At 71.7% G+C, this 20,668-nt stretch carries 20 protein-coding genes and 2 tRNA genes; 8 read left to right on the forward strand and 14 right to left on the reverse strand.

Features of this window, described 5'->3' with window-relative positions; translation table 11 throughout:
- The first annotated feature begins 48 nt into the window (after positions 1-48).
- From IFU19_RS16945 to IFU19_RS00165, 3 genes are all read left to right on the forward strand, one after another.
- Positions 49-1,533 (forward strand): helix-turn-helix domain-containing protein, encoded by a 1,485-nt coding sequence (locus IFU19_RS16945; protein WP_192012596.1) that lies wholly within the window; start codon positions 49-51, stop codon positions 1,531-1,533.
- A 150-nt stretch (positions 1,534-1,683) separates the two neighbouring features.
- A complete protein-coding gene (locus tag IFU19_RS00160) occupies positions 1,684-2,310 on the forward strand; it encodes an MSMEG_1061 family FMN-dependent PPOX-type flavoprotein (protein ID WP_156458899.1) in 627 nt (208 codons plus the stop codon).
- 22 nt (positions 2,311-2,332) lie between these two features.
- The gene (locus tag IFU19_RS00165; RefSeq protein ID WP_192012597.1) at positions 2,333-3,259 is read left to right on the forward strand and encodes a PDR/VanB family oxidoreductase; all 927 of its coding nucleotides are present in this window, start codon (positions 2,333-2,335) and stop codon (positions 3,257-3,259) included.
- A 141-nt stretch (positions 3,260-3,400) separates the two neighbouring features.
- Here IFU19_RS00165 and IFU19_RS00170 read toward each other — a convergent pair whose 3' ends face one another.
- Genes IFU19_RS00170 through solA form a run of 5 tightly spaced genes read right to left on the reverse strand, consistent with a single transcriptional unit; the run spans position 3,401 to position 8,118 of the window.
- Entirely contained in the window at positions 3,401-4,864 is a 1,464-nt protein-coding gene (locus IFU19_RS00170) for an amidohydrolase family protein (RefSeq protein ID WP_192012598.1), read from the reverse strand.
- Positions 4,861-5,889, reverse strand: a complete 1,029-nt coding sequence (locus tag IFU19_RS00175; RefSeq protein WP_192012599.1) for an ornithine cyclodeaminase — start codon at positions 5,887-5,889, stop codon at positions 4,861-4,863. Before IFU19_RS00175 ends, IFU19_RS00170 begins: the two co-directional genes overlap by 4 nt.
- Positions 5,886-6,530: an FMN-binding negative transcriptional regulator gene (locus IFU19_RS00180; RefSeq protein WP_192012600.1), complete on the reverse strand. Its 645-nt coding sequence runs from the start codon at positions 6,528-6,530 to the stop codon at positions 5,886-5,888. The genes IFU19_RS00175 and IFU19_RS00180 overlap by 4 nt, the downstream gene beginning before the upstream one ends.
- Positions 6,527-6,976, reverse strand: coding sequence for a cupin domain-containing protein (locus IFU19_RS00185; protein ID WP_192012601.1), 450 nt, complete (start codon positions 6,974-6,976; stop codon positions 6,527-6,529). The genes IFU19_RS00180 and IFU19_RS00185 overlap by 4 nt, the downstream gene beginning before the upstream one ends.
- A gap of 8 nt (positions 6,977-6,984) precedes the next feature.
- Positions 6,985-8,118 (reverse strand): N-methyl-L-tryptophan oxidase, encoded by a 1,134-nt coding sequence (solA, locus tag IFU19_RS00190; RefSeq protein WP_192012602.1) that lies wholly within the window; start codon positions 8,116-8,118, stop codon positions 6,985-6,987.
- Between the two features lie 139 nt (positions 8,119-8,257).
- On the opposite strand from solA, the gene IFU19_RS00195 reads away from it, so the two are divergent.
- Together IFU19_RS00195 and IFU19_RS00200 are read left to right on the forward strand one after the other, a co-directional pair.
- The gene (locus IFU19_RS00195) at positions 8,258-9,703 is read left to right on the forward strand and encodes an IclR family transcriptional regulator domain-containing protein (RefSeq protein WP_192012603.1); all 1,446 of its coding nucleotides are present in this window, start codon (positions 8,258-8,260) and stop codon (positions 9,701-9,703) included.
- Between the two features lie 40 nt (positions 9,704-9,743).
- A complete protein-coding gene (locus tag IFU19_RS00200) occupies positions 9,744-10,586 on the forward strand; it encodes an alpha/beta fold hydrolase (protein ID WP_192012604.1) in 843 nt (280 codons plus the stop codon).
- 51 nt (positions 10,587-10,637) lie between these two features.
- Here the strand turns inward: IFU19_RS00200 and IFU19_RS00205 are convergent, their stop codons facing one another.
- Complete coding sequence (locus tag IFU19_RS00205; RefSeq protein ID WP_192012605.1) at positions 10,638-11,534, reverse strand: DUF808 domain-containing protein; 897 nt, start codon at positions 11,532-11,534, stop codon at positions 10,638-10,640.
- Between the two features lie 240 nt (positions 11,535-11,774).
- On the opposite strand from IFU19_RS00205, the gene IFU19_RS00210 reads away from it, so the two are divergent.
- Both IFU19_RS00210 and IFU19_RS00215 read left to right on the forward strand, forming a co-directional pair.
- Entirely contained in the window at positions 11,775-12,365 is a 591-nt protein-coding gene (locus tag IFU19_RS00210; protein WP_192012606.1) for a molybdopterin-dependent oxidoreductase, read from the forward strand.
- Positions 12,362-13,090, forward strand: coding sequence for an FAD-binding oxidoreductase (locus IFU19_RS00215; RefSeq protein ID WP_192012607.1), 729 nt, complete (start codon positions 12,362-12,364; stop codon positions 13,088-13,090). Before IFU19_RS00210 ends, IFU19_RS00215 begins: the two co-directional genes overlap by 4 nt.
- A gap of 62 nt (positions 13,091-13,152) precedes the next feature.
- Here the strand turns inward: IFU19_RS00215 and IFU19_RS00220 are convergent.
- From IFU19_RS00220 to IFU19_RS00245, 6 genes are all read right to left on the reverse strand, one after another.
- A tRNA-Ser gene (locus tag IFU19_RS00220) sits at positions 13,153-13,241 on the reverse strand.
- 95 nt (positions 13,242-13,336) lie between these two features.
- Positions 13,337-14,602 (reverse strand): LCP family protein, encoded by a 1,266-nt coding sequence (locus IFU19_RS00225; RefSeq protein WP_055832953.1) that lies wholly within the window; start codon positions 14,600-14,602, stop codon positions 13,337-13,339.
- 126 nt (positions 14,603-14,728) lie between these two features.
- Positions 14,729-15,001, reverse strand: a complete 273-nt coding sequence (locus IFU19_RS00230) for a type II toxin-antitoxin system RelE/ParE family toxin (protein WP_192012608.1) — start codon at positions 14,999-15,001, stop codon at positions 14,729-14,731.
- The gene (locus IFU19_RS00235) at positions 14,998-15,282 is read right to left on the reverse strand and encodes a type II toxin-antitoxin system Phd/YefM family antitoxin (protein ID WP_082509747.1); all 285 of its coding nucleotides are present in this window, start codon (positions 15,280-15,282) and stop codon (positions 14,998-15,000) included. Before IFU19_RS00235 ends, IFU19_RS00230 begins: the two co-directional genes overlap by 4 nt.
- 773 nt (positions 15,283-16,055) lie before the next feature.
- A tRNA-Ser gene (locus tag IFU19_RS00240) sits at positions 16,056-16,143 on the reverse strand.
- A gap of 49 nt (positions 16,144-16,192) precedes the next feature.
- Positions 16,193-16,963 carry a hypothetical protein gene (locus IFU19_RS00245; RefSeq protein WP_192012609.1) on the reverse strand — a complete coding sequence of 257 codons (771 nt, stop codon included), beginning with the start codon at positions 16,961-16,963 and terminating at the stop codon, positions 16,193-16,195.
- Between the two features lie 101 nt (positions 16,964-17,064).
- Between IFU19_RS00245 and IFU19_RS00250 the strand changes: the two genes are divergently transcribed.
- Positions 17,065-18,315: a DUF2254 domain-containing protein gene (locus IFU19_RS00250; protein WP_192012610.1), complete on the forward strand. Its 1,251-nt coding sequence runs from the start codon at positions 17,065-17,067 to the stop codon at positions 18,313-18,315.
- 59 nt (positions 18,316-18,374) lie between these two features.
- Here the strand turns inward: IFU19_RS00250 and IFU19_RS00255 are convergent, their stop codons facing one another.
- Positions 18,375-19,274 carry an HAD-IIB family hydrolase gene (locus IFU19_RS00255; RefSeq protein WP_191915543.1) on the reverse strand — a complete coding sequence of 300 codons (900 nt, stop codon included), beginning with the start codon at positions 19,272-19,274 and terminating at the stop codon, positions 18,375-18,377.
- Positions 19,271-20,539: a serine--tRNA ligase gene (gene serS, locus IFU19_RS00260; protein ID WP_191915542.1), complete on the reverse strand. Its 1,269-nt coding sequence runs from the start codon at positions 20,537-20,539 to the stop codon at positions 19,271-19,273. Before serS ends, IFU19_RS00255 begins: the two co-directional genes overlap by 4 nt.
- Positions 20,540-20,668: the final 129 nt, after the last annotated feature.

Here is a 20,668-nt window from a genome sequence, read left to right on the forward strand (position 1 = left end):
CGAGCGACAATGTGGTGAGCAGACAGGGAATCGGCGTACATTGTGCTGGTGGCACAGCTCACCACTTCCGACCTTCTCGCTCAGACCGAACGCCTGGGCATCGCCCACGCCGCCGGCCCCGAGGGCGGAGCGACGATCGAACGCGTCGACGTGTCGACCCTCGCCGATCTGCCCGGCCTGACCGCGGGCACCCTGGCCGTCGTGGCCGGCGACGACCCGCCCGCGCCGTACCTCGTCGACGTGGCCCTGCGCCAGGCCAGCGCGCGCGGGCTGGCGGGCCTCGTCATGCCCGCGGGCTTCACGGCGACCGAGACAGCGACCGTGCTGGCGCTGCGCGGCGGCGTTCCCGTGCTCGTGTCGCTCGCGGCGCCCGCTCCCGACCTCGCCGTGGCGATCGACCGGGTGATCAGCGGGGGCGCGGCCGAGTCGATGACCCGCGCGGCCTTCGCGGTCGAGAAGGCGACGCAGGCCGCGGCTGCGGGCGAGGGAGACGCGGTGGCGGCGATCCTCGACGCCGCGGGCACCGCCCTGGGCGTGCGGGTGAGCCTGCGCGAAGACCTGGCGACCTCGTGGACCGACGCCGACGCGGTGTTCGCGGGCGAGGTGCCCATCGGCCGGCTGGTCGCCGAGACCTCGGACCCGGCCGCCACCGTCGCCCTGCCGGTCGTGGCCTCGCTCGTGTCGCGGGCCATGCAGCGGCACCTGCAGGACCGCTTCGCCCCGAACCAGTCGCGCGCCGACCTCATCGTCGAGTTGATCCTTGCCGAGGCCGGCCGCGTCGACGGGTTCGTCGCTCCGGCCGCACGCCTCGGTCTGCCCCTGCAGCTCTCGCACGCCGTGGCGTGGATGCGTCCGCAGCACCGCACCGACCCGGGGCTGCGCGCCCCGCGCTTCGTCGAGGCCGCGCTCGAGCTGTTCACCCTGCAGCTCATCGAGGACCGCCCCGAGCTGTGGCACATCGCCTTCCTGCAGGACGACGTCCTCGTCGTCAGCAGCGAGGACCACGGTGCGGGCGACCACCAGCGGCGCCTACGCGACGTCGTGTCGCGCGTGCAGGCCCAGGCACGCCGTCTCATCGGCGACGACTGGACGTACACGGTCGGTCTCGGCACCCCGCAGACCGGAGCCGCGGGTCTGCGTCAGTCGGCCGCCGAGGCGCGCGTCGCCGCCGACTCCGCGATCGCCGGCGGTCGATTGGATGCCATCGAGCTCACCGACGTGACCGGGCTCCGACGTCTGCTGCTCGACTTCTACGCCTCGCCGGTGAGTCGCAACCTGCTCGACGACATCCTCCACCCACTCGACGTGCTGGGTCCCGAGAAAGCGATGACGGCCGTACGCACGCTGCTGTCGTACCTCGGCCATCGTCACTCGCTCGCGCAGGCGGGGCGCGAGCTGAACCTGCATCCCAACGCGGTCGGCTACCGCATCAGACGCGCGCGCGAGCTGCTCGGGGTCGACCTCGACGACCCCGACACCCGCTTCGCGGTCGAGCTGGCCTGCCGCGTGCGCCTGCTCGGCTCGGGGCGCTGAGGAGGGCGCCGGGGCCTGATCGCGGCGCCGGCGTGGGGCGGTGGCCCTCGGTCACTGCGGCGCTCGCTGTGCCGACGGCACACTTCGACCCGGTGATCCTGTGCCCGAGCGACGATGAGGTTCGAGGGACCCCGGGGTAGCGTCGATGACATGCTCTCCACCGATTTCCGCGCGCTCGGGCTCGAGGACATCCGCGGCACGCTGGGCGAGCCGGAGGGTCCCTCGCTGCAGAAGATCACCGACCACCTCGATGAGAACTGCCTGCGCTTCCTGGCCCACTCGCCGTTCGCCACCCTCGCCACCGCCGATCGCGACGGAACGTGCGACTGCTCGCCGCGCGGCGACTACCCCGGTTTCGTGCGGGCGATCGACGACCGCACCGTCGTGCTTCCCGACCGCCTCGGCAACAAGATCGCCGACTCGATGCGCAACATCGTCGACAACGGCCACGCCGCCCTGCTGTGCTTCGTGCCGGGAATGAGCGAGACGCTGCGCATCAACGGCACCGCGTTCGTCACCGACGACCCCACCCTGCTGCGCTCCCTCGAGCAGGACCACACCGTGCCCGACCTCGCGATCGTGCTGCGCATCGAGCAGGTGTACCTTCACTGCGGGCGCGCTCTGCTGCGCGGCGGGATCTGGGACGCCGACATGCAGGACCTGGCCACGCAGGTGCCGACCTCGGGCCAGATCTGGGCGAGCACGTCGGGATGGGATGCCGCGGTCGGCGACGTCATCGACGAGGCCATGTCCGGCGCCTACCGGGCGCTGTACTGAGGTGCGCAGCCGCGAGGGACTGATGCCCCTGGTGGTCCGCGAGATCATCCGCCAGACGCCCGACATCGTGAGCATCCGCCTGCAGAACGTCGATGGATCCCCCCTCCCCGCCTGGAACCCCGGCGCCCATATCGACCTGCAGCTGATCACACGCCACGAGCGGCAGTACTCGCTGTGCGGCGACCCCGCCGACACCGCGTCGTACCGCATCGCCGTGCGCCGCGAGGAACTGTCGCGCGGCGGCTCGCACTACATCCACGCGTTCCTGCGCGAGGGCAGCACCGTCTGGGTCCGCCCGCCCCGCAATCTGTTCGAGCTCGGCGAGGCCCCCGCGTACCTGCTGCTGGCCGCGGGGATCGGGGTCACGCCGATCCTGTCGATGGCCCGTCACCTCGCCGCCGTCGACGCCGACTGGAGGATGATCGTCGTCGCCCGGGAGCGCGACGGCGTCGCCTTCGCCGACGAGATCGCCGCCCTCGGTGATCGCGCCACCGTCCACGTCAGCCGCGAGCAGGGGCGTCTCGACCTCGACGCGGTCGTCGGCGGGATCGCCCCCGGCACCGACGTCTACGCGTGCGGGCCGGCGTCGTTCGTCGACGCGCTCTGGGCGCTGACCCCGATGCTGCCCGAGGGGTCCGGCATCCATCTCGAGCGTTTCGAGCCCCGGAAGCGGGAGTTCGGGCCGAACGAGGCCTTCACCGCCACCGCCGCCCGGTCCGGTGTGACCGTCGAGGTGCCCGCGACCCGGTCGCTGCTCGAGTCGCTCCAGGGCGCCGGGGTGCCGATGAACGGCTCCTGCCTGCGCGGGGTCTGCGGCTCGTGCGCCGTGCCCGTGCTGGATGGGGCGGTGGACCACCGCGATTCGCTGACGGTCGACGACGACTCCCGCATCATCTACCCCTGCGTCTCGCGCGCTCGTGCGGGAGAGACGCTCGTCCTGAACGCCTGAACGCTCCGCGCGGACGGGAACGCGTCGACCGGGCGCGGGGATCGCGCTCGCGCACCCGCCGGATCGTCGAGCGTCCGCACGCGACGGCCCCGCGCGACGGCTGGCCTGGCGGGGGCGGCCCGCCGCCCCCGACGAGCCCGGTCACACCGCCCGGTGCGTGAACCGCCCGCCGAGCAGGGTCGCCGCCACGGTCATCTCGCGCAGGTCGTCGCGGTCGCACGCGAAGGGGTCGCGTTCGAGCACCACGAGGTCGGCCGGCTGCCCGACGGCGAGGGTGCTGCGGCTGCTCGCCGCCAGCGCGACGTCGAGCGGAAGGCGTTGTTCCGGATGCCAGGCCTCGCGGTCACCGCGGCTGCGCGAGGTCGCCGACGCGATCGCGTGCCACGGGTCGAGCGGGGCGACGGGGGCGTCGGAGCCGAGGCGCAGGGCCGCGCCCGACCGATGCAGAGAGCCGAACGCGAAGGCCCGGTCGGTGCGTCCCGACCAGTGCAGGTCGGCGATGTCGCGGTCGTCCATCGCGTGCTCGGGCTGCACGCTGGCGATGAGGCCCGCCCGGCGGAACCGGGCGAAATCGCCGTCACTGACGAGTTGCGCGTGCTCGATGATGCCGGGCATGCCGAGGGTCTCGAACACACCGATCACCTCGGCGTTCGCGCGGTCGCCGATGGCGTGCACGGCGGGAAGGATGCCGCCCTGCTGGGCGCGTCGGAGCAGTCGGTGCAGCTCGTCGACCGAGACGCTCTGCACGCCGCACGCGTGGGCGTGCAGGGGGTCGGCACCGGGGTACGGGTCCCAGCACCACGCCGTGCGCGTGTTGAGCGAGCCGTCGACGACGACCTTCAGCCGGCCCATGGTGACGAGTCCGTCGGCGTCGAGCGGGTCGCCCGTCTGCAGGCCCTCGTCGATGGCCTCCTCGAGCCGGTCGGGCCACACCGAGGCGTCGACCCGCAGCGCACGCACACCCGCGGCGACCCGCTCGGGCCACTCGAGGAAGTTCGGGACGTTCTCGTAGTCGACGATGCCGACCACACCGCGCCGAGCCGCGGCCTCGGCGACCTCGCCATATGCCTCGACCGGAATGGATGCCGCCTGCTGGAACCGCTGCAGGGCGGCGATCCACTCGAACTCGGCGACGACGCCGCTGGCGTCGGGGCGGAGGCCGAGGCGTTCGGCCCCGCGGGAGTTCATCCACCCGGCGTGCAGGTCGCCGCTGACGAGCACCACCGGAACGTCGGGGAACGCGTCGTCGAGGAGTCGGAGTGTGGTCGGAGTGGTCCACAACCCGTCGCGGTAGCCGTAGCCGACGAGCACCCCGTCGGTGCGCGGCGCCCCGGCGACGAGCGCCCGACGCACGGCATCCACGACCTCATCGGGGCTGTGCGTGCCGGCGACGTCGACGCGGCGGCTCGAGATGACCCACTGCGAGAAGTGCACGTGGGCGTCCCAGAGGCCGGGACCGATCGCGCGGCCGTCGAGCTCGACGACCTCGCCCTCGGCCGGAGCGGAACCGGCCGGGACGATCGAGGCGATGAGGCCGTCGCGCACGACGACGTCGACGGGCTCGCCGCCGTACGGCCGGCCCGAGCGCAGGGTGAGCGCGCTCACAGAGCGGGCACCGGGGCGCCGACGAGGCCGAAGAGATCCTTCGGGTCGTCGGGGGCGGCCACGAGGTCGATCTCGAGCGCCAGTTCGGTGCCCGCGACGCTGTCGCGCAGGAACCGCAGCGCCGAGAAGTCCTCGATCGCGAAGCCGACCGAGTCGAAGACGGTCACCTGGTCGTCGGAGGTGCGCCCCGGAGCGCGGTCGGTCAACACCTCCCAGAACTCCGTCACCGGGAAGTCGGCGGCGACCCGCTGGATCTCGCCCTCGATCCGGGTCTGCGGGGCGTACTCCACGAACACCGGCCCGCGCGACAGGATCGCGGGGTCGAGCTCGGTCTTACCGGGGCAGTCGCCGCCGATGGCGTTGATGTGCATTCCCGCTGTCACGTCGGCATCGCTGAGCACCGTCGCCGCCGCCTTGTCGGCGGTGCAGGTCGTGACGATGTCGGCGCCGCGCGCGGCCTCGGCCGCCGAGTCGCACACCTCGATGTCGAAGCCGAGCGGGGTGAGGTTGCGCACGAGCTTGGCGGTGGCCGCGGGATCGACGTCGAACACGCGCAGACGATCCACGCCCAGCACACCGCGGAACGCGAGGGCCTGGAACTCCGCCTGACTCCCCGCGCCGATCATCGCCATCGTGCGCGCGTCGGGGCGGGCCAGTCGGCGCGCCACCATGGCCGAGGTCGCGGCGGTGCGCAACGCCGTGAGCAGCGTCATCTCCGACAGGAACACCGGATAGCCGTTGTGCACGTCGGCGAGCACGCCGAACGCGGTGACGGTCTGGTACCCGCGGCCGGGGTTGAAGGGGTGCCCGTTCACGTACTTGAAGGCGTACGTGTCGGGATCGCTGATGGGCATGAGCTCGATCACCCCGAACGGGGTGTGGCTGGCCATGCGCTCGACCTTGTCGAACGACGACCAGCGACGGTAGTCGGCCTCGAGGTACGCGACCATGTCGGTCATGAGCCGCTCGGCTCCGTTCGTCGCGACCCAGCGCACCATGGCATCCACGCCTACGAATCCGGTCATCGTTCTTCTCGTTCCTCTCGTTGGCGGATGGCATCCATCCGACCGGCCAGGGCCGGGTTCTCATAGGGGCCGGGAGCGCGCAGCGCCGCGACGATGCGGTCGACGACCGCGGCGGGCTTGTCCTGGCTGAGCTTCTGCTTCGCCTCGAACCGTGCGACGGGCAGGCGGAACCCGACCGTCCCGTGCACGATCCGCTCGGCGTACGCGGTGTTCTCGAGGCTCCGGTGCATCAGGAAGGGGTTCGGCAACGGTGCCTCGAAGTGCGTGACGAGCCGGTCGAGCACCGCGAGGTTCTCATCGTCGCTCAGCAGCTCGGGCGTGCCGTACAGGTGCGCCACGACGAAGTTCCACGTCGGCACGGCCGGCGACACGTCGTACCAGCCGGGCGAGACGTAGCCGCTCGGCCCCGACACCACCACCATCACCTCGTGCGCGCCGAGCTCGTGCAGCGCCTCGTCGGGGCGCCCCACGTGGCTCACGATCGAGAACCCGTCGCCCGCGTCGTCGACGAGCACCGGATAGTGGGATGCCACGAGCCCCCGCCCGGGCACATGACTCACCAGCGTGGCCCAGGGGTTCTCGCGCACCATCTCGCGCACCGCGTCGAGGTCGGTCAGGGCGTAGTCGGGGGCGTGTCTCACGGCGTCTCCTCCGGGGCGGCGATCGGCGGGGCGGCGGTCGGCGGGGCGGCGGTCGGCGCGGTCGTCGACCGGGCGGTCGTCGGCGGGCCGAAGATCAGCACGAGCTCGGCCGGGGCGTCCGAGGCATTGCGCACGCCGTGCACCATGCCCGCCGGGGCGTACGCGCCGTCTCCCGCCCTGAGCACCCGGTCGACCCCGTCGGCGGTGAAGACGATCTCGCCCGCGGTGACGACGTACATCTCGTCGCTGCTGTCGGCCGAGCAGCTGTCGGCGGCGCCGGTGAGGTGGCGGTGCTCGCCCTCCGAGGCGCCGGGGGCCAGGTGGTAGAGCATCACCTGGGCGCCGAGGGCCGTGGCATCCGGGAAGTACCACTCGATGCCCACGCGCCCCTCCCCCTCGTAGAGGGTCCAATCGTGGTGGCCGTCTCCGCGGCGCTGAATCTGCACGGGGGTCCTCACATCGCCGGGGCGACGGTCGCGTCGACCGCGAACGCCGACAGGTCGTCGGTGGTGTCGCCGCCCATCGCGAGCTCGGCCAGCGCCAGACCGATCGCCGGGGTGAACTTGAACGCGTGGCCGGCGCCCAGCGCCACGATGATGTCGGGCTGCTCGACGAGGGGGCCGATGACGAAGCGGCGGTCGGGGGTCAGCGCGTACTGGCAGGTGACGGTGCGCAGCACCGGGCCGCTCGCGGGGATCGTCGCCGAGAGGAACGCCGCCAGCTCGGCCGTGCGCTCCTCCGACGGGACGAACGTGCGCTCCGCCGGTGACATGTGCACCTCCGAGACGTCGCGCGCCGCCTTGATGGTGGGCTCGCCGTAGGTCGGGAAACCGTAGAAGCACTGCTCGTCCTCCCAGATCCAGACGGGGAACCTGTCGCGCTCGAACGCCTCGGGCTCGGACGGGGCGAAGTAGCTCACCTGCTCCTGCATGACCTCGAGCGGAATCCGGATGCCGAGCGGCTCGAGCAGCGTGTTCGTCCACGCGTCGGCGGCCACGACGACGCGGCGAGCGCGCACCTCGCCGGACGAGGTCGAGACGATCACGCCGTCGCCGTCGGGGATGAGGCGGTCGACCCGCGTGCGGTCGCGCAGGTCGGCGCCCCGCACCCGGGCGTGCATCTGCAGCGTCGTGACCGTGCGGGCGGCGTGGACGATCCCCGAGTCGGGCGTGTAGACGGTGGTGACGCCGGCGGGCACCGAGAACTGCGGCCACCGCTCGTGCACCTCGTCGGGGCCGAGCAGGTCGAACGGTACGTCGTTGTCGGTCAGGCTCCGCGCGAAGTCGGTGGCGTCGTACGGGCCGCCGTCGGGGATGAACACGACGCCGCCGGTGATGCTCAGCAGTCGCTCCCCCGTGGCCGCCTCGAGCGCCGCCCACTCGCGGTACGCCGCCTGCGCGAAGCGCACGTACGCGGCCGAGCCGTACGAGGTGCGCACGATGCGCGAGGTGTCGTGCGAGGCGCCGCGCACGTGCCCGAGCTCGAACTGCTCGAAGGCGACCGTGCGCGCGCCCCGGCCGGCCAGGTGGTACGCGGCGGCGCTGCCGAGGGCTCCGAGACCGACGACGGCGACGTCGAACTGCTCCATGGCGGGTCCTTTCGAGGGGCCGGTCGGGTGCCCGGCGAATGTCAGCCATTATTCGAACCCCCGCGCGGCGGGGCTGTTACGGTCACCGTGAGATGCAAAACGTCACGGTCGAGATTGCGATCGCGGCGGGAGGGATGCCATGAGCGCGAGGATCGAGCACGCGATCGCCGCCCTGCGTGCGGTCGCAGCACGCCCCGACCCCACCCGGCCGCTTCCGCTGTCGTCGATCGCCCGCGGCGCACGGGCGAGCCTCAGCACCGTGTCGAGGCTGTGCGCCGAGCTCGCCGACATCGGCCTGCTCGCCCGGGCCGACGACTACGGCAGCTATCGCGTCGGATCCCGCGCCCTCGCCCTGTCGGGTCGGGCGTCCGCGGCGCTCGCCCCGGTCGTGCGGTTCGAGCTGCACCGCATCGCGCAGGAGACCACCGAGACGGTCGCCCTCGCCGCCCCCGAGACGGGCGGGGCGCGCGTGCTCGCGACCGTCGGTTCGGGGTGGACCCTGCACGTGCCCGTGACCCTCGGCGAACTCGTCACCGACGAGCGTCGCGCCGTCGTCCGGGCCGCGCGCGGCGGCGACGGCCTCGTCGAGTCGCAGCTCGGCCGAGCGGTCGAGATCGCCGTCCGGCTCACGGCACCCGACGGGCGCACGGTGGCCGCCCTCGCGGTGAGCCTCCCGGTCTATCGCGCCGCCCGCGCGCGCCCCCGCGTGCGTCGCGTCCTCGCCGATGCGCGGCGCGCGTTCGAGCAGGCCCTGGCCGGGGCGCGGGTCGGGCCCGGCCGCGGGGACGCCGCCGCCGTCGAGCCGGCCCGCGCCCTCGAGGCGGCGACGCGCGTGCTCGAACACCTGGCCGACGGCCCCGACTCGGTGGGGGGCATCGCGTCCGCCGCGCGACTCCGCCCCGATCGCGCGCGTCGAGTGGTCGACGCCCTCGTCCGCGCGGGAACGGTCGCGCACGACGCCGAGTCCGACCGACTGCACCTCGACCTCGCCCTGCACGCCTGGCATCGCGCGGCGACCGAGCCCCTCCTCGCGCGCACCGGTCCCGCCCGCGCCGCCGCGACCGCGGCCCGCGCCGAGGCCTGCGTCTTCGTCACCGCGCTCAAGGGCATGCGCAGCTTCACCCTGGTCGAGCACATCGAACCCCTCGCCGAGGGCCTGATCATGGCGCCCTGGCTGGGCCGCCCGCATCCGCTCGTCGGCTCCGACGGAGGACCCACCCTCGCGATGGACTTCACCCTCGATCAGCTGGGCGCGCTCTTCCCCCGCCGGCACGGGGCCGCCGAGTACGCCCAGTTCACCGGTCGCGTCGAGCGCGTGCGCGCCGACGGCGTGCTGACCATGGAGTCCATCGACGAGTTCGGCATCACCTCGATCTCCGCCCCCGTGCGCGACGCCGCGGGCCAGGTCGCCGCCGCCGCCTGCATCGTCGGCGCGACCGAGAACGTCAAACCGCGCCTCGCCGGCCTCGAGGCCGCGGCCCGCGCCCTCGCCGCGGAGCTCTCCGCCGACCTGCACGCCCCGGGCTCGGCATCCATTCCCGCCCTCGCCCCGATGGGCGTTGCACCCATACCGCCGCGTCGCTGACGCGGCTATCGTCGCTCGCACCCCGAACGAAGGACCCCGGATGCCGTTCACCCCCGACCCCGCGATCTTCTACGACACCGCCGGTGACGCCGACGACCCGACGGTGGTGTTGATCGCCGGCGGCGGCGCGCAGCTCATCGCCTGGCACGTCGACCTGGTCGCCCGACTGGTCGAGCGGGGTCTGCACGTCGTGCGCATGGACAACCGCGACGTGGGGCTCTCGGCCCGTTTCGGTGGACCCGACGACATCGACGGCGGGTACGGCCTCGAAGAGATGGGCGACGACGTCGTGCGCGTGCTCGACGATCTCGGCCTCGACGCGGCGCACCTCGTCGGGCACTCGATGGGCGGGATGATGGCGCAGATGGCCGCGATCCGGCATCCCGAGAGGGTCCGGAGCCTGGGTCTGCTGTCGACCATCCCGGGGCGCGACACCCGCTACGTGCTCCACGACGAGAGGCCCGAGCTCATGCGGGCTCCGCTGCGGTACTCGCGCGGCGAGATCACCGCCGGGGCCGCTGCCTTCGCCTCCGCGACCGCGGGCCAGCGCTACCCGCTCGACGTCGAATGGAACGCGTGGGCGGCGGGCGAGGCGTTCGACCGCGGGTACTTCCCCGAGGGCTTCTCGCGGCAGTGGTCGGCGTTGCTGCGCGCGCCCGAACGGCTCGAGGCCCTGCGCGCCCTCGACGTCCCCGCCCTGGTCTTCCACGGCCGCGACGACGACGTGCTGCACTGGAATGCGGCGGTCGACATGGCCGCGGCGCTTCGCGGCGCCGAGCTGCAGGTGCACCCCGGCATGGGGCACTTCATCGCCCCCGAGCTCTGGCCCGAGCTGGTCGGCGGGATCGTCCGCGCCGTCACCGCCGGCGAGTCCTGCGCGTAGCCGTCGCTGCCGCGGCACGCGCGCGTCGAACCGTGCGACCGCCGGGGCGGGTCAGTGGGCGGCGTCGGCGGGGGCGTCGCGCTTCACCAGGCGCGTGACCCCGGTCATGATGCCGACGATGATGAGCCCCAGGATCAGGCCGAACACCGCCGACATCGCGGTCTCGACGATCCAGACGATCACGGGGCCGGCGGCCTCGATCGCGTGGGTCACGAGGTGCACGACCTCGTACGGTCCGGCCCACAGCGTCTCGAAGAGGTTCTGCAGCACCAGGTGCCCACCGACCCACAGCATCGCGACCGTGCCGATGACGCTGATCACGCGGAACACCGCGGGCATGGATGCCACGATTCGCACGCCGAAGCGACGCACCCCGCGCGAGGCGCTCTTCATCAACCGCAGGCCGATGTCGTCGATCTTCACCAGCAGCGCGACCGCACCGTAGACGACCACCGTCATGGCCAGGCCGATCACGAGCAGGGCGCCCAGCGTCATCCAGATGCCGAAGCCGGGGTCGAGGCTCGACAGCGCGATCAGCATGATCTCGGTGCTGAGGATGAGGTCGGTGCGCACCGCACCCAGCACGAGCTTCTTCTCGTCGCGGGGACCGTCGTCGTCGTGCGCGCCGTGATGCACGCCGAACCACTCGAGCACCTTCTCAGCGCCCTCGAAGCACAGGAACCCGCCACCGATGATGAGCAGGTAGGGAAGCACCCACGGCGCGAACGCGGTGAGCAGCAGCGCGATCGGAATGATGATCACGTACTTGTTGATGATGCTGCCGAGCGCGATCTTCCACACCACGGGCAGTTCGCGCGCGGGGGTGAGCCCCTGCACGTACTGCGGCGTGACGGCGGCGTCGTCGATGACGACTCCCGCGGTCTTCGCGCTGGCGCGCATGGCGGCGCTGAGGATGTCATCGACGACGGCGAGCAGACCGACCGACATGTGCGTTTCTCCCGGGGGTACGAGGGTGCGGGCGCGAACGGCCCACAGCCCCGAGATTAGCGGGCGCGAGACGGTCCCCCGCCCTGTGCCCGGTTCGCGAGCGTCCGCGGCCGCGCGTCGAGACCGGCCGTGCGCACGGCTTCGCCCCGGGCACGACCTGCCGCGACACCCGGCATCGCGACCCTGTCGGCCGCGGGCGGCCCTGGCTAGGGTGGGCAGACGCGTCGAGCAGGGGGTCCCATGTCGTTCATCACCCGCGGTTTCTCGGGCCGGCGCCGCGAGCGCGATCCTCGACTGCCCCCGGGGCAGACGCTCGTGGCCGACTGGCCCGTGCTCTCGGCCGGGCCCACGCCGACCGTCGCCGACGACGCGTGGGAGTTCGTGATCGGCACCGAGAACGACGTGCACCGCTGGACCCGGGCCGATCTCGAAGCCCTCGGGGTCGAAGACGTCACCGTCGACATCCACTGCGTCACGCACTGGACGAAGCTCGACATGGCGTGGCGGGGCGTCTCGCTCGACCGCGTCTTCGCCGAGGTCGAGACCGCGCACCGCTTCGCGATGGTGCACTCGTTCGGCGGGTACACCACCAATGTGGCGCTCGACGATCTGCTCGGCGGAAAGAGCTGGATCGCGTTCGAGGCCGAGGGCGCACCCCTCACCGCCGAGCACGGCGGCCCCGCCCGGCTGCTCGTGCCGCACCTGTACTTCTGGAAGAGCGCGAAGTGGGTGCAGGGCCTGGTCACCATGCCCCGCGACTCGCCGGGCTTCTGGGAGCAGAACGGCTACCACCCGCACGGCGATCCCTGGCGCGAGGAACGGTACGAGTGACCCGCCGCCCCGCCTGGCACGCCGCGACCGTCGTCGAGAGTCGACCCGAGACGACCACGGCCCGCCGCCTCGAACTCGAGGTGCCCACGTGGCCGGGCAACGACGCGGGGGCGCACGTCGATGTGCGCCTCACCGCACCCGACGGCTACCAGGCGTCGCGCTCCTACTCGCTCGCCTCGTCGGGAGACGGGACGCGCGTGACGCTCGCCGTCGATGAGACCCCCGAAGGCGAGGTATCGCCCTTCCTCGTGCACGATCTGCGCGTCGGTGACCGCATCGAGCTGCACGGCCCGCTGGGGGCTTTCTTCGTGTGGCGTCCCTCCGACGACCCGGCCCCCGTGCAGCTGATCGCGGGCGGGTCGGGGGTGGTGCCGCTGTACGCGATGGCCGCGGCGCACGCGCGGAGCGGCGAAGCCACCCCGCTGCGCCTGCTGTACTCGGTGCGTTCGCCGGGCGACGTGTTCTTCCGCCCCGAGCTCGAGGCGCTCGCCGATCGCGGTCTGCCCCTCGACCTGGTCTACACGCGCACCGCCCCGCCGGGAGTCTCGGCACCGCCGGGACGCCTCACCGCCGAGGGGCTGCGACGAGCCGTCTTCCCCGCCGCCCAGCGGCCCCGGGTCTACGTCTGCGGGCCCACGCCGTTCGTCGAGGCCGTCGCCGGCTGGCTCGTCGACGACGGTCACGCTCCCGCGGCGGTGCGCACCGAGAGGTTCGGGGGCGCCTGACGGCCGCTCTCAACGACGACGCCGGGAATGCGAAAAACCCCGGCGGACCGGGGCTTTTTCGGCGGAGACGGAGGGATTTGAACCCTCGGTCCCCTTACGGGGACTCCACCTTAGCAGGGTGGTGCACTAGGCCTGACTATGCGACGTCTCCAGGTGATCGACGCCTTGCGGCACGAACACACCGGTCCATACTAACCGGTCGCCGCCCGGCATCCGAACCACGATCCGGATGCCGGGCGGCGGGGGTCAGCGCACGTTGCCGTTCGAGCAGGTGGCCTGCGCGGCGGTCTGCCCGGCGATGCCCGAGGGCAGCACGATCGCCTCCGACGTCGGCGCCGGGGTCGGCTCGGTTCCGTCGGTGGGCGCGGGGGCTGCGGTCTCGGTCGGAGCCGGGGCGCCGTTCTCGTCGACCACCACGCCGTCGCCGTCGCTGAGGTTGCCCGAGAGCTGCAGCGGCTGGTTCGCCGCGAGCGCGGCCCACAGCGTGTCGGCGTCTTCGCGGTCGGGGACCACGCGGTTCGCGTCGGACGGGTCGGTGTAGGTGGGGTACTGCACGAAGACGATCTCGTTGAACGGCACGTCCTTCACGGCCGAGGCGATCTGCACCAGCGTGAGGGGGTTGGTCAGCGAGGTCGACGGGTCGACGTTGCGCAGCGCGGTCGAGGCGAGCTTGTACAGCGTCGCCGGGTTCGACAGCACCTCCTGGCTCTTCAGCTTGTTGGCGAGGCGCGACATGTACTGCTGCTGGTTCGAGATGCGCCCGAGGTCGCCGCCGTCTCCGACACCGTGGCGGGTGCGCAGGAACTGCAGGGCGTCGAGGCCGACGACCGTGCGCGTTCCGGCGGGCCAGTCGATGCCGGTGTAGGGGTCTTTGATGCCGTTCGCGATGCAGACGTCGACGCCGCCGATCGCGTCGGTGATGTTGATGACGCCGCCGAAGCTGACCTTCGCGGCGAACGGGATCTCGAGGCCGCTGAGCTGCGAGATCGTCTCGACGACGCACGAGAGCCCGCCGTACGAGAACGCACTGTTGATCTGCTGCTTGCTCATGGCCGAGTTCTCGTAGCCGTCTTTGTCGGTGCACGCCGGGATCGGCACCATCAGGTCGCGCGGGAACGAGATGACGGTCACGCGACGAGGGGCGTCGGAGATGTGCACCAGCATGTTGACGTCGTTGAGGCTGCCCTCGGCGTCGTCGCCCGTGCACCGATCCCCGAAGAGCTGGGCGAACTCGGGCTCGCACTCATCGGTGCCGATGAGCAGCATGTTCACCCCTCCCTTCAACTCCCCGATGTCCGGCGGGACGGCCGGCTGGTTCTTCAGCTCGACCGCGTCGGCGGTGAAGCTGCGGGTCAGGTCGATCGCGGCGTAGGCCAGAACGGCACCGCCCGACACCAGCAGCACGGCGAGCACGATGGCGAGGCCGCGGAACAGTTGCGCCAGCGGCCCCGGCGACGTCAGCCGGCCGTGGCGCGCGATGGTCTTCTGACCGCGCGGTGTGGTCTTGCTCACTCGGGTCCTCTCGAACGGATGCCACCGGCCCGGCAGCACGTCGACTCCGCCGCAGGGCAGGAGGTCGCAGTAATACTAGGGACGCGCGGCTGAGAATGCCGTGACTGTCGCGAGGCGCCAGGCACATCACCCGCGATAGGCGTCACGGCGGTGCGCGATCGACACGATCTCGATCACCAACTTCTGGTCGACGATCCGGTAGAGGACTCGATACTCGCCGCGGCGAGCGGAGTACAGCGGCGCGAGCGGCTCTCGCAGCGGCTTGCCCACTCGCCGCGGATTCTCGCGCAAAGCGCCCGCGATGAACTCGAATGCCGCAGCGGCGACCTTCTCGGGAAGGTCTCGTTCGAGCGCGCGCCGGGCGGCCCGCGTGAAGACGACGTCGTACTCCGGGTTCACGAAGACAGGCGTCCGCGCCGGATCATCGCCGCCCGAACGTCTTCGAGAGAAGACGTCTCTCCGGAGGCAAGATCGGCCAGACCCTCACGCACCGCCGCAACCTCATCTGGGCGGCTGAGAATGTCGACCGTCTCGAGGAGAGCGTCGTAGTCATCAGCGCTGAGCAGCACTGCGACACGGTCACCGTTCCGGGTGACGTCGAAGCGCTCGTGCGTCGTGACGGCCGACTCGACCAGCTTCGAGAGGTTCGCCCGGGCGTCGGCGAGAGAGAGGGTGGTCATGTACAGAATTGTAGCGTTCGACACGACGGATCCGCGAGACCTCACCCAGGCCTGCTACGACTAAGAACATGCACAGAGCTGAGCGACCGATTCGGCGGCAGTATCCGCCCTTCGGCCAAGTTCCCGCGGCCGTCTCTGGGGCATCCGAGCTGCGTCTGGAGGCCGAGGGCGCGACTGCGTCCCTGACGGGGTTCGCCTGCTCCGCCTTCGGCTTGTCGGCAACACTGCGCACCGCCGCACGGGTACCGGACGGTGTCACCACCGTCTACGCCTTCGCCGAACATCGGCGGGTAGAGGGTGCGGTGGACGTGTGGGTCACTCCTTCGGACTCTGCCGGCGAACGGGGCACGAGGACGTATGCCCACCTGCGCGGGGGTGGGGGAGGAACCAACGGCACGGTCCACTCCGCATCCTTTGACATCTGGTTCCCCATCGACCTAGCTGCTCTGAGCGGTGACCTGACGATCGAGATGGTGTGGCCAGCGCACGACACCGCGGTTCGGACGAGCATCGCCGGCTCATCGTTACGGCAGGCCGCTGACCGAGCGGACGTCCGTTTCGTCAGCATCTGAGGAGGGGCGGGCGACCCGCCGTTTCAGGTCAATCCGTTCACGAGCACGCCCCCGAGCGAGTCATGCCCGTCCCCGCGTGGGGAATCCTCTCTAGCGGCGGCGAACTCACCTGCCGTTCTCCTCAACTTCCGCGAACGAAGCACGGGGACGAAAGAACCCCGCCCAAACTTTCGTTCGGGCGGGGTTCGAGTAAGCACCATCTGGCGGAGGGTGTGGGATTCGAACCCACGGGACATCTCTGCCCACTGGTTTTCAAGACCAGGTCCATCGGCCGCTCGGACAACCCTCCCGGTCGTTCGAGTCTATCGAGCGTGTGAACCTGCGCGTACGTCCGGTCGTCACTCGGCGTCGGGCGCGACCGTGGTGCGCGCGGCCCGTCGCGCTGTCCACCAGGCCCCCGCGAAGCAGCCGAGGGCGACCAGCCAGAACGCCCGCGCGGACCACAGGGCGGGTTCCGACTCCACGCGCACCCCGTCGGTCGCTCCGAGAATCGCGAGCACCGTGCGCACTCCTCCGGCCCGCCCGCGCACGCCGACCGGGTCGATGGCGGTCGCGCTCAGCAGTACCGCGACATCGAGCGCCAGCGCCCCGAGCGGCACGAGGAACCACGCGGCAGCCGGCCGTTCACCTCGCAGGACCCGCCCCACGGCGGTCACGAGCAGCGCTACAGGGAGCACGACGAAGAACCACGCGACGGCGCCGAGCAGCAGCCCGATCACCACCAGGAACAGGGTGGCGCCGAGGCCACCCACCACGCCCTCGAAGTATTCAGGATCGCGCAGGATGCCGGGAACCGACAACGCCAGAATGCCGACGGGCAGCACGCCCAGTGGCCACCAGAGGAACGACCGGCGAAGGCGGGTCTTCGCCTGCACGGCCGGGAAAACCATCTGGATCGTCAGCGCCGACACGGCGAGGGGCACCCCACCGGCGCCGATGATCGACGCCGCACCGTCGTTGGCGCTCGGGTCGAAGAACAGCAGCAGAACCGCCGCCACGACGAGCCCCGCCAGCACGATCACCGCCACGGGGAGCGCCACGCTGACGTCCACCCGCGAAGAACCCGGAGTCTCGCGCGGGGGGCGGTTCCGTCGTGCGCGCGATGCCATGGTGACGATTATCGACGGCGCGAGCCGTCGCCGCACCGGCGTTGCGCCCGCCCGCGTCCATCCCCCGCCGACCGCGGCGAACGCTGGATATCGTCGACCGCATGGCGATGACGATCCGCGGGTCCCTGGCATCCTTCTTCCTCCGTCTCGGGCGGCAGGTCTGGGTGCGCGCGGCGATCTTCACGCTGACCGCCGTCGTCGTCGCCCTCGCCGCGAACGTCCTCGGCCCGCTGCTGCCCTTCGAGTTCGGCATCGACCTCGCGCAGAACTCGGTCGGATCGCTGCTGCAGATCATCGCCACGGCGATGCTGACCGTCAGCACCTTCTCGGTGACGGCGATGGTCACCGCGTTCTCGTCGGCCACGACCACGGCGACGCCCCGCTCCACGCCCCTGCTCATCGCCGATCCGACGTCGCAGAACGCCGTCTCGACATTCATCGGGGCGTTCACCTTCTCGCTCGTGGGCATCGTCGCCCTGTCGACCGGGTACTACCTGCCGCAGGGGCGCACGATCCTCTTCGTCGCCACGCTCGTCGTCATCGGCATCGTCGTGTTCACCCTGCTGCGGTGGATCTCGCACCTGTCGACCTTCGGCCGCATGGCCGATGTCATCGACCGCGTCGAACGGGCCGCCACCACCTCGCTCGAGCTCCACGCCGCGGCCCCCACCCTCGGCGCGCGGCCGGCGGTCGCCGTGCCTCCGGATGCCGTGGACGTCCACGCCGAGAAGGTCGGGTACGTCACGCACGTCGACGTCGCCGCGCTCGACCGCCTCGCCCGCCGGCACGGACTCGACATCCACGTGCGCGCGACACCCGGGCGCATCGCCGATGCCCGGGTGCCGCTCGCGGCCGTGACAGGGTCGGTCGACGATTCCGTGCGCGCCGGCCTTCGTCGTGCGTTCCGGATCGAGAACCACCGCACGTTCGAGCAGGACCCCCGATTCGGCGTGATCGCCCTGACCGAGATCGGCAGCCGAGCGCTGTCGACTGCGACGAACGACCCGGGCACGGCGATCGAGGTCGTCGCCTCGCTGCAGCGGGTGTTCGCCCGAGCGCTCGCGACCGAACCCGACGCCGACGTGGCGTACGAGCGGGTCTGGGTCCCCGCCCCGATGCTCACCGATCTCGTCGACGACGCCTTCCGTCCGCTGGCGCGCGACGGCGCGGCCGACGTCGAGGTGCAGGTGCGCCTGCAGAAATGCCTCGCCTCGCTCGCGGCATCCGCTCCCGCGCGCGCCGGAGTGTTCCGCGATGCCGCCCGCGCGGCGTTCGCTCGCAGCCGGCGCGATCTCGACCCGGCCGACACGCGGATGCTGCGCGCGGCCGTGCGGGAGGCGTGGGGGCGCTGAGCCCCGGGGCGTGGAGCGACCGGACCCGTCGACGGGCTCGGGAACCTCCGAGGCGGGATCTAGAGCGCGCGGAGGATCGCGGCGACGCCGCCCTCGCTCACCGACAGGCCCACCTCACCGGCCGCGGCGTGCACCTCGGGCGGCCCCTGGTGCATCGCGATCGCCCGGCCGCCGTTGCGCACGGCCCACTGCATCATCTCGATGTCGTTGCGTCCGTCGCCCATGACGAGGACCCGTGCGGCCGGGATGTCGAGCCACCCGCGCACCAACTCGAGGGCGGTGGACTTGTCGACGCCCTGGGGCGCGATGTCGAGCCACGCCGTCCAGCCGATCGCGTACGAGACCTGGGTGAGGCCGATGCGCTCGACGAGCTCGAGGAAATCCTGATCGGTCTGCTCGGGGGCGACGACGACGACGCGGCACACGGGCTGGTTCGACAGCTCGGCGAAACTCACCTTGTTGGCGCCCTGCAGGTTCCAGTCGTCGAGGTAGTCGGTGAACAATCGCGAGCCGTCGGGGAGTTCGACCAGGAAGTGGGCGCCCGAGAGGTGCTCGCCCAGGAGCGTGAGCACCTGGGTCGGGTCGAACGTCTCGACGTGCGCGCGTTCGTACACCGCGGCGTTGCCGTCGCCGACGCGTCGCATGACGATGGCGCCGTTCGAGCACACCGCGTACTCGGGCTGGATGCCGAGGCGCTCCATGATCGGGTGGGTGCTGTCCCAGCTGCGCCCGGTGGCGAGCATGACCTCGTGGCCCGCCGCGTGCGCGCCGGCGACGGCCTCGACCACGCCGGGGCTGAGGGTGTCGTCTTCGAGCAGCACGGTGCCGTCGATGTCGAGGGCGATGAGCATGCGCCCGACGGGTGCGTCGTCGGCGATGCGCTCGACGACGTCGACCGCCTCGTGCTGCGCGGCGATCTCGACGTCGCCGGTCTCGGGCAGGGCGGCCTCGCGACTCACGCGACCGGCTCCATGACCTCGAGCCCGCCGAGGTACGGGCGCAGGACCTCGGGGACCGTGACCGATCCGTCGGCCCGCTGGTGAGTCTCGAGAAGGGCGACGATCCAGCGGGTGGTCGCGAGCGTGCCGTTCAACGTCGCCACGGGCTGCGTCTTGCCCCCGCCCTCGGGCCGGAAGCGGGTCTCGAGACGACGGGCCTGGTACGTGGTGCAGTTCGACGTGCTCGTCAGCTCGCGGTAGGAGTCCTGCGTGGGGACCCAGGCCTCGATGTCGAACTTGCGCGCGGCGCTGGAGCCGAGGTCTCCCGCGGCCACGTCGATGACGCGGTACGAGAGGCCGAGGTCCTGCAGCATGCCCTCTTGCATCGCGACGAGGCGGTCGTGCTCGGCCTCGGAGTCGGCGGGGTCGGTGTAGACGAACATCTCGAGCTTGTTGAACTGGTGCACGCGGATGATGCCGCGGGTGTCCTTGCCGTACGAACCCGCCTCGCTGCGGTAGCAGGTGGACCAGCCCGCGTAGCGCTTGGCGCCCCGCTCGAGGTCGAGGATCTCGTCCATGTGGTACCCGGCGAGGGGGACCTCGCTCGTGCCGACGAGGTACAGGTCTTCCTTGGGCAGGTGGTACACCTCGTCGGCGTGCTGGCCCAGGAACCCCGTGCCGCGCATGACCTCGGGGCGCACGAGCGTCGGCGGGATCATCGGGGTGAAGCCCGCCTGCAGCGCCCGGTCGAGGGCGAGGGTCATGAGCGCCAGCTCGAGACGCGCGCCGATGCCGGTGAGGAAGTAGAAGCGACTGCCCGACACCTTGGTGCCGCGTTCCATGTCGATCGCGCCGAGCTTCTCGCCGAGCGCGAGGTGGTCGAGCGGTTCGAAGTCGTACGTGGGGATCTCGCCGTGGGTGCGCAGCGTGACGAAGTTCTCTTCGCCGCCGGCGGGCACCCCGTCGAGCACGATGTTCTCGATGCGCGCGAGGGCCGCGTCGGCCGCCGCCTCGGCCTCGCCCGCCGCGTGCTGCGCCGCCTTGACCTGCTCGCTGAGCTGCTTGGCCTCGGCCACCAAGGCGGCCTTCTCGTCTTTCGGCGCCTGCGCGACGCGCTTGCCGTGCGCGTTCTGCGCGGCGCGCAGTTCTTCGAAGGCGGTGATGGCGGCGCGGCGGTCGCGGTCGGCGGCGAGGGCGTCGTCCACCGAATCCGGCGACTCCCCGCGGGCGATCTGGGAGCGCTTCACGAGCTCGGGATCTTCACGCAGCAGAGTCAGGTCGATCACGCGTCCATCCTATGGTCGGCATCCCCCGGGGATCCGCCCCGACCTCGACCGTAAACGGCAGGCGGTCGGCCGCGGAACGGCGCGTGCACGCCCCGTGACGCATGGGCCATCGGCATCCCCCCGTCAAGC

This window comes from Microbacterium sp. CFBP 8794 (genome assembly GCF_014841235.1).
GTDB lineage: Bacteria > Actinomycetota > Actinomycetes > Actinomycetales > Microbacteriaceae > Microbacterium.

Coding starts and splice junctions, on each gene's coding strand:
- IFU19_RS00205 (WP_192012605.1), bottom strand. CDS start 11,534: ATGTCGGTCGGTCTGCTCGCCGTCGTCGATGACATCCTCAGCGCCGCC.
- IFU19_RS00165 (WP_192012597.1), top strand. CDS start 2,333: ATGCCCCTGGTGGTCCGCGAGATCATCCGCCAGACGCCCGACATCGTG.
- IFU19_RS00250 (WP_192012610.1), top strand. CDS start 17,065: ATGGCGATGACGATCCGCGGGTCCCTGGCATCCTTCTTCCTCCGTCTC.
- IFU19_RS00160 (WP_156458899.1), top strand. CDS start 1,684: ATGCTCTCCACCGATTTCCGCGCGCTCGGGCTCGAGGACATCCGCGGC.
- IFU19_RS00210 (WP_192012606.1), top strand. CDS start 11,775: ATGTCGTTCATCACCCGCGGTTTCTCGGGCCGGCGCCGCGAGCGCGAT.
- solA (WP_192012602.1), bottom strand. CDS start 8,118: ATGGAGCAGTTCGACGTCGCCGTCGTCGGTCTCGGAGCCCTCGGCAGC.
- IFU19_RS00175 (WP_192012599.1), bottom strand. CDS start 5,889: ATGACCGGATTCGTAGGCGTGGATGCCATGGTGCGCTGGGTCGCGACG.
- IFU19_RS00235 (WP_082509747.1), bottom strand. CDS start 15,282: ATGACCACCCTCTCTCTCGCCGACGCCCGGGCGAACCTCTCGAAGCTG.
- IFU19_RS00245 (WP_192012609.1), bottom strand. CDS start 16,963: ATGGCATCGCGCGCACGACGGAACCGCCCCCCGCGCGAGACTCCGGGT.
- IFU19_RS00200 (WP_192012604.1), top strand. CDS start 9,744: ATGCCGTTCACCCCCGACCCCGCGATCTTCTACGACACCGCCGGTGAC.
- IFU19_RS00195 (WP_192012603.1), top strand. CDS start 8,258: ATGAGCGCGAGGATCGAGCACGCGATCGCCGCCCTGCGTGCGGTCGCA.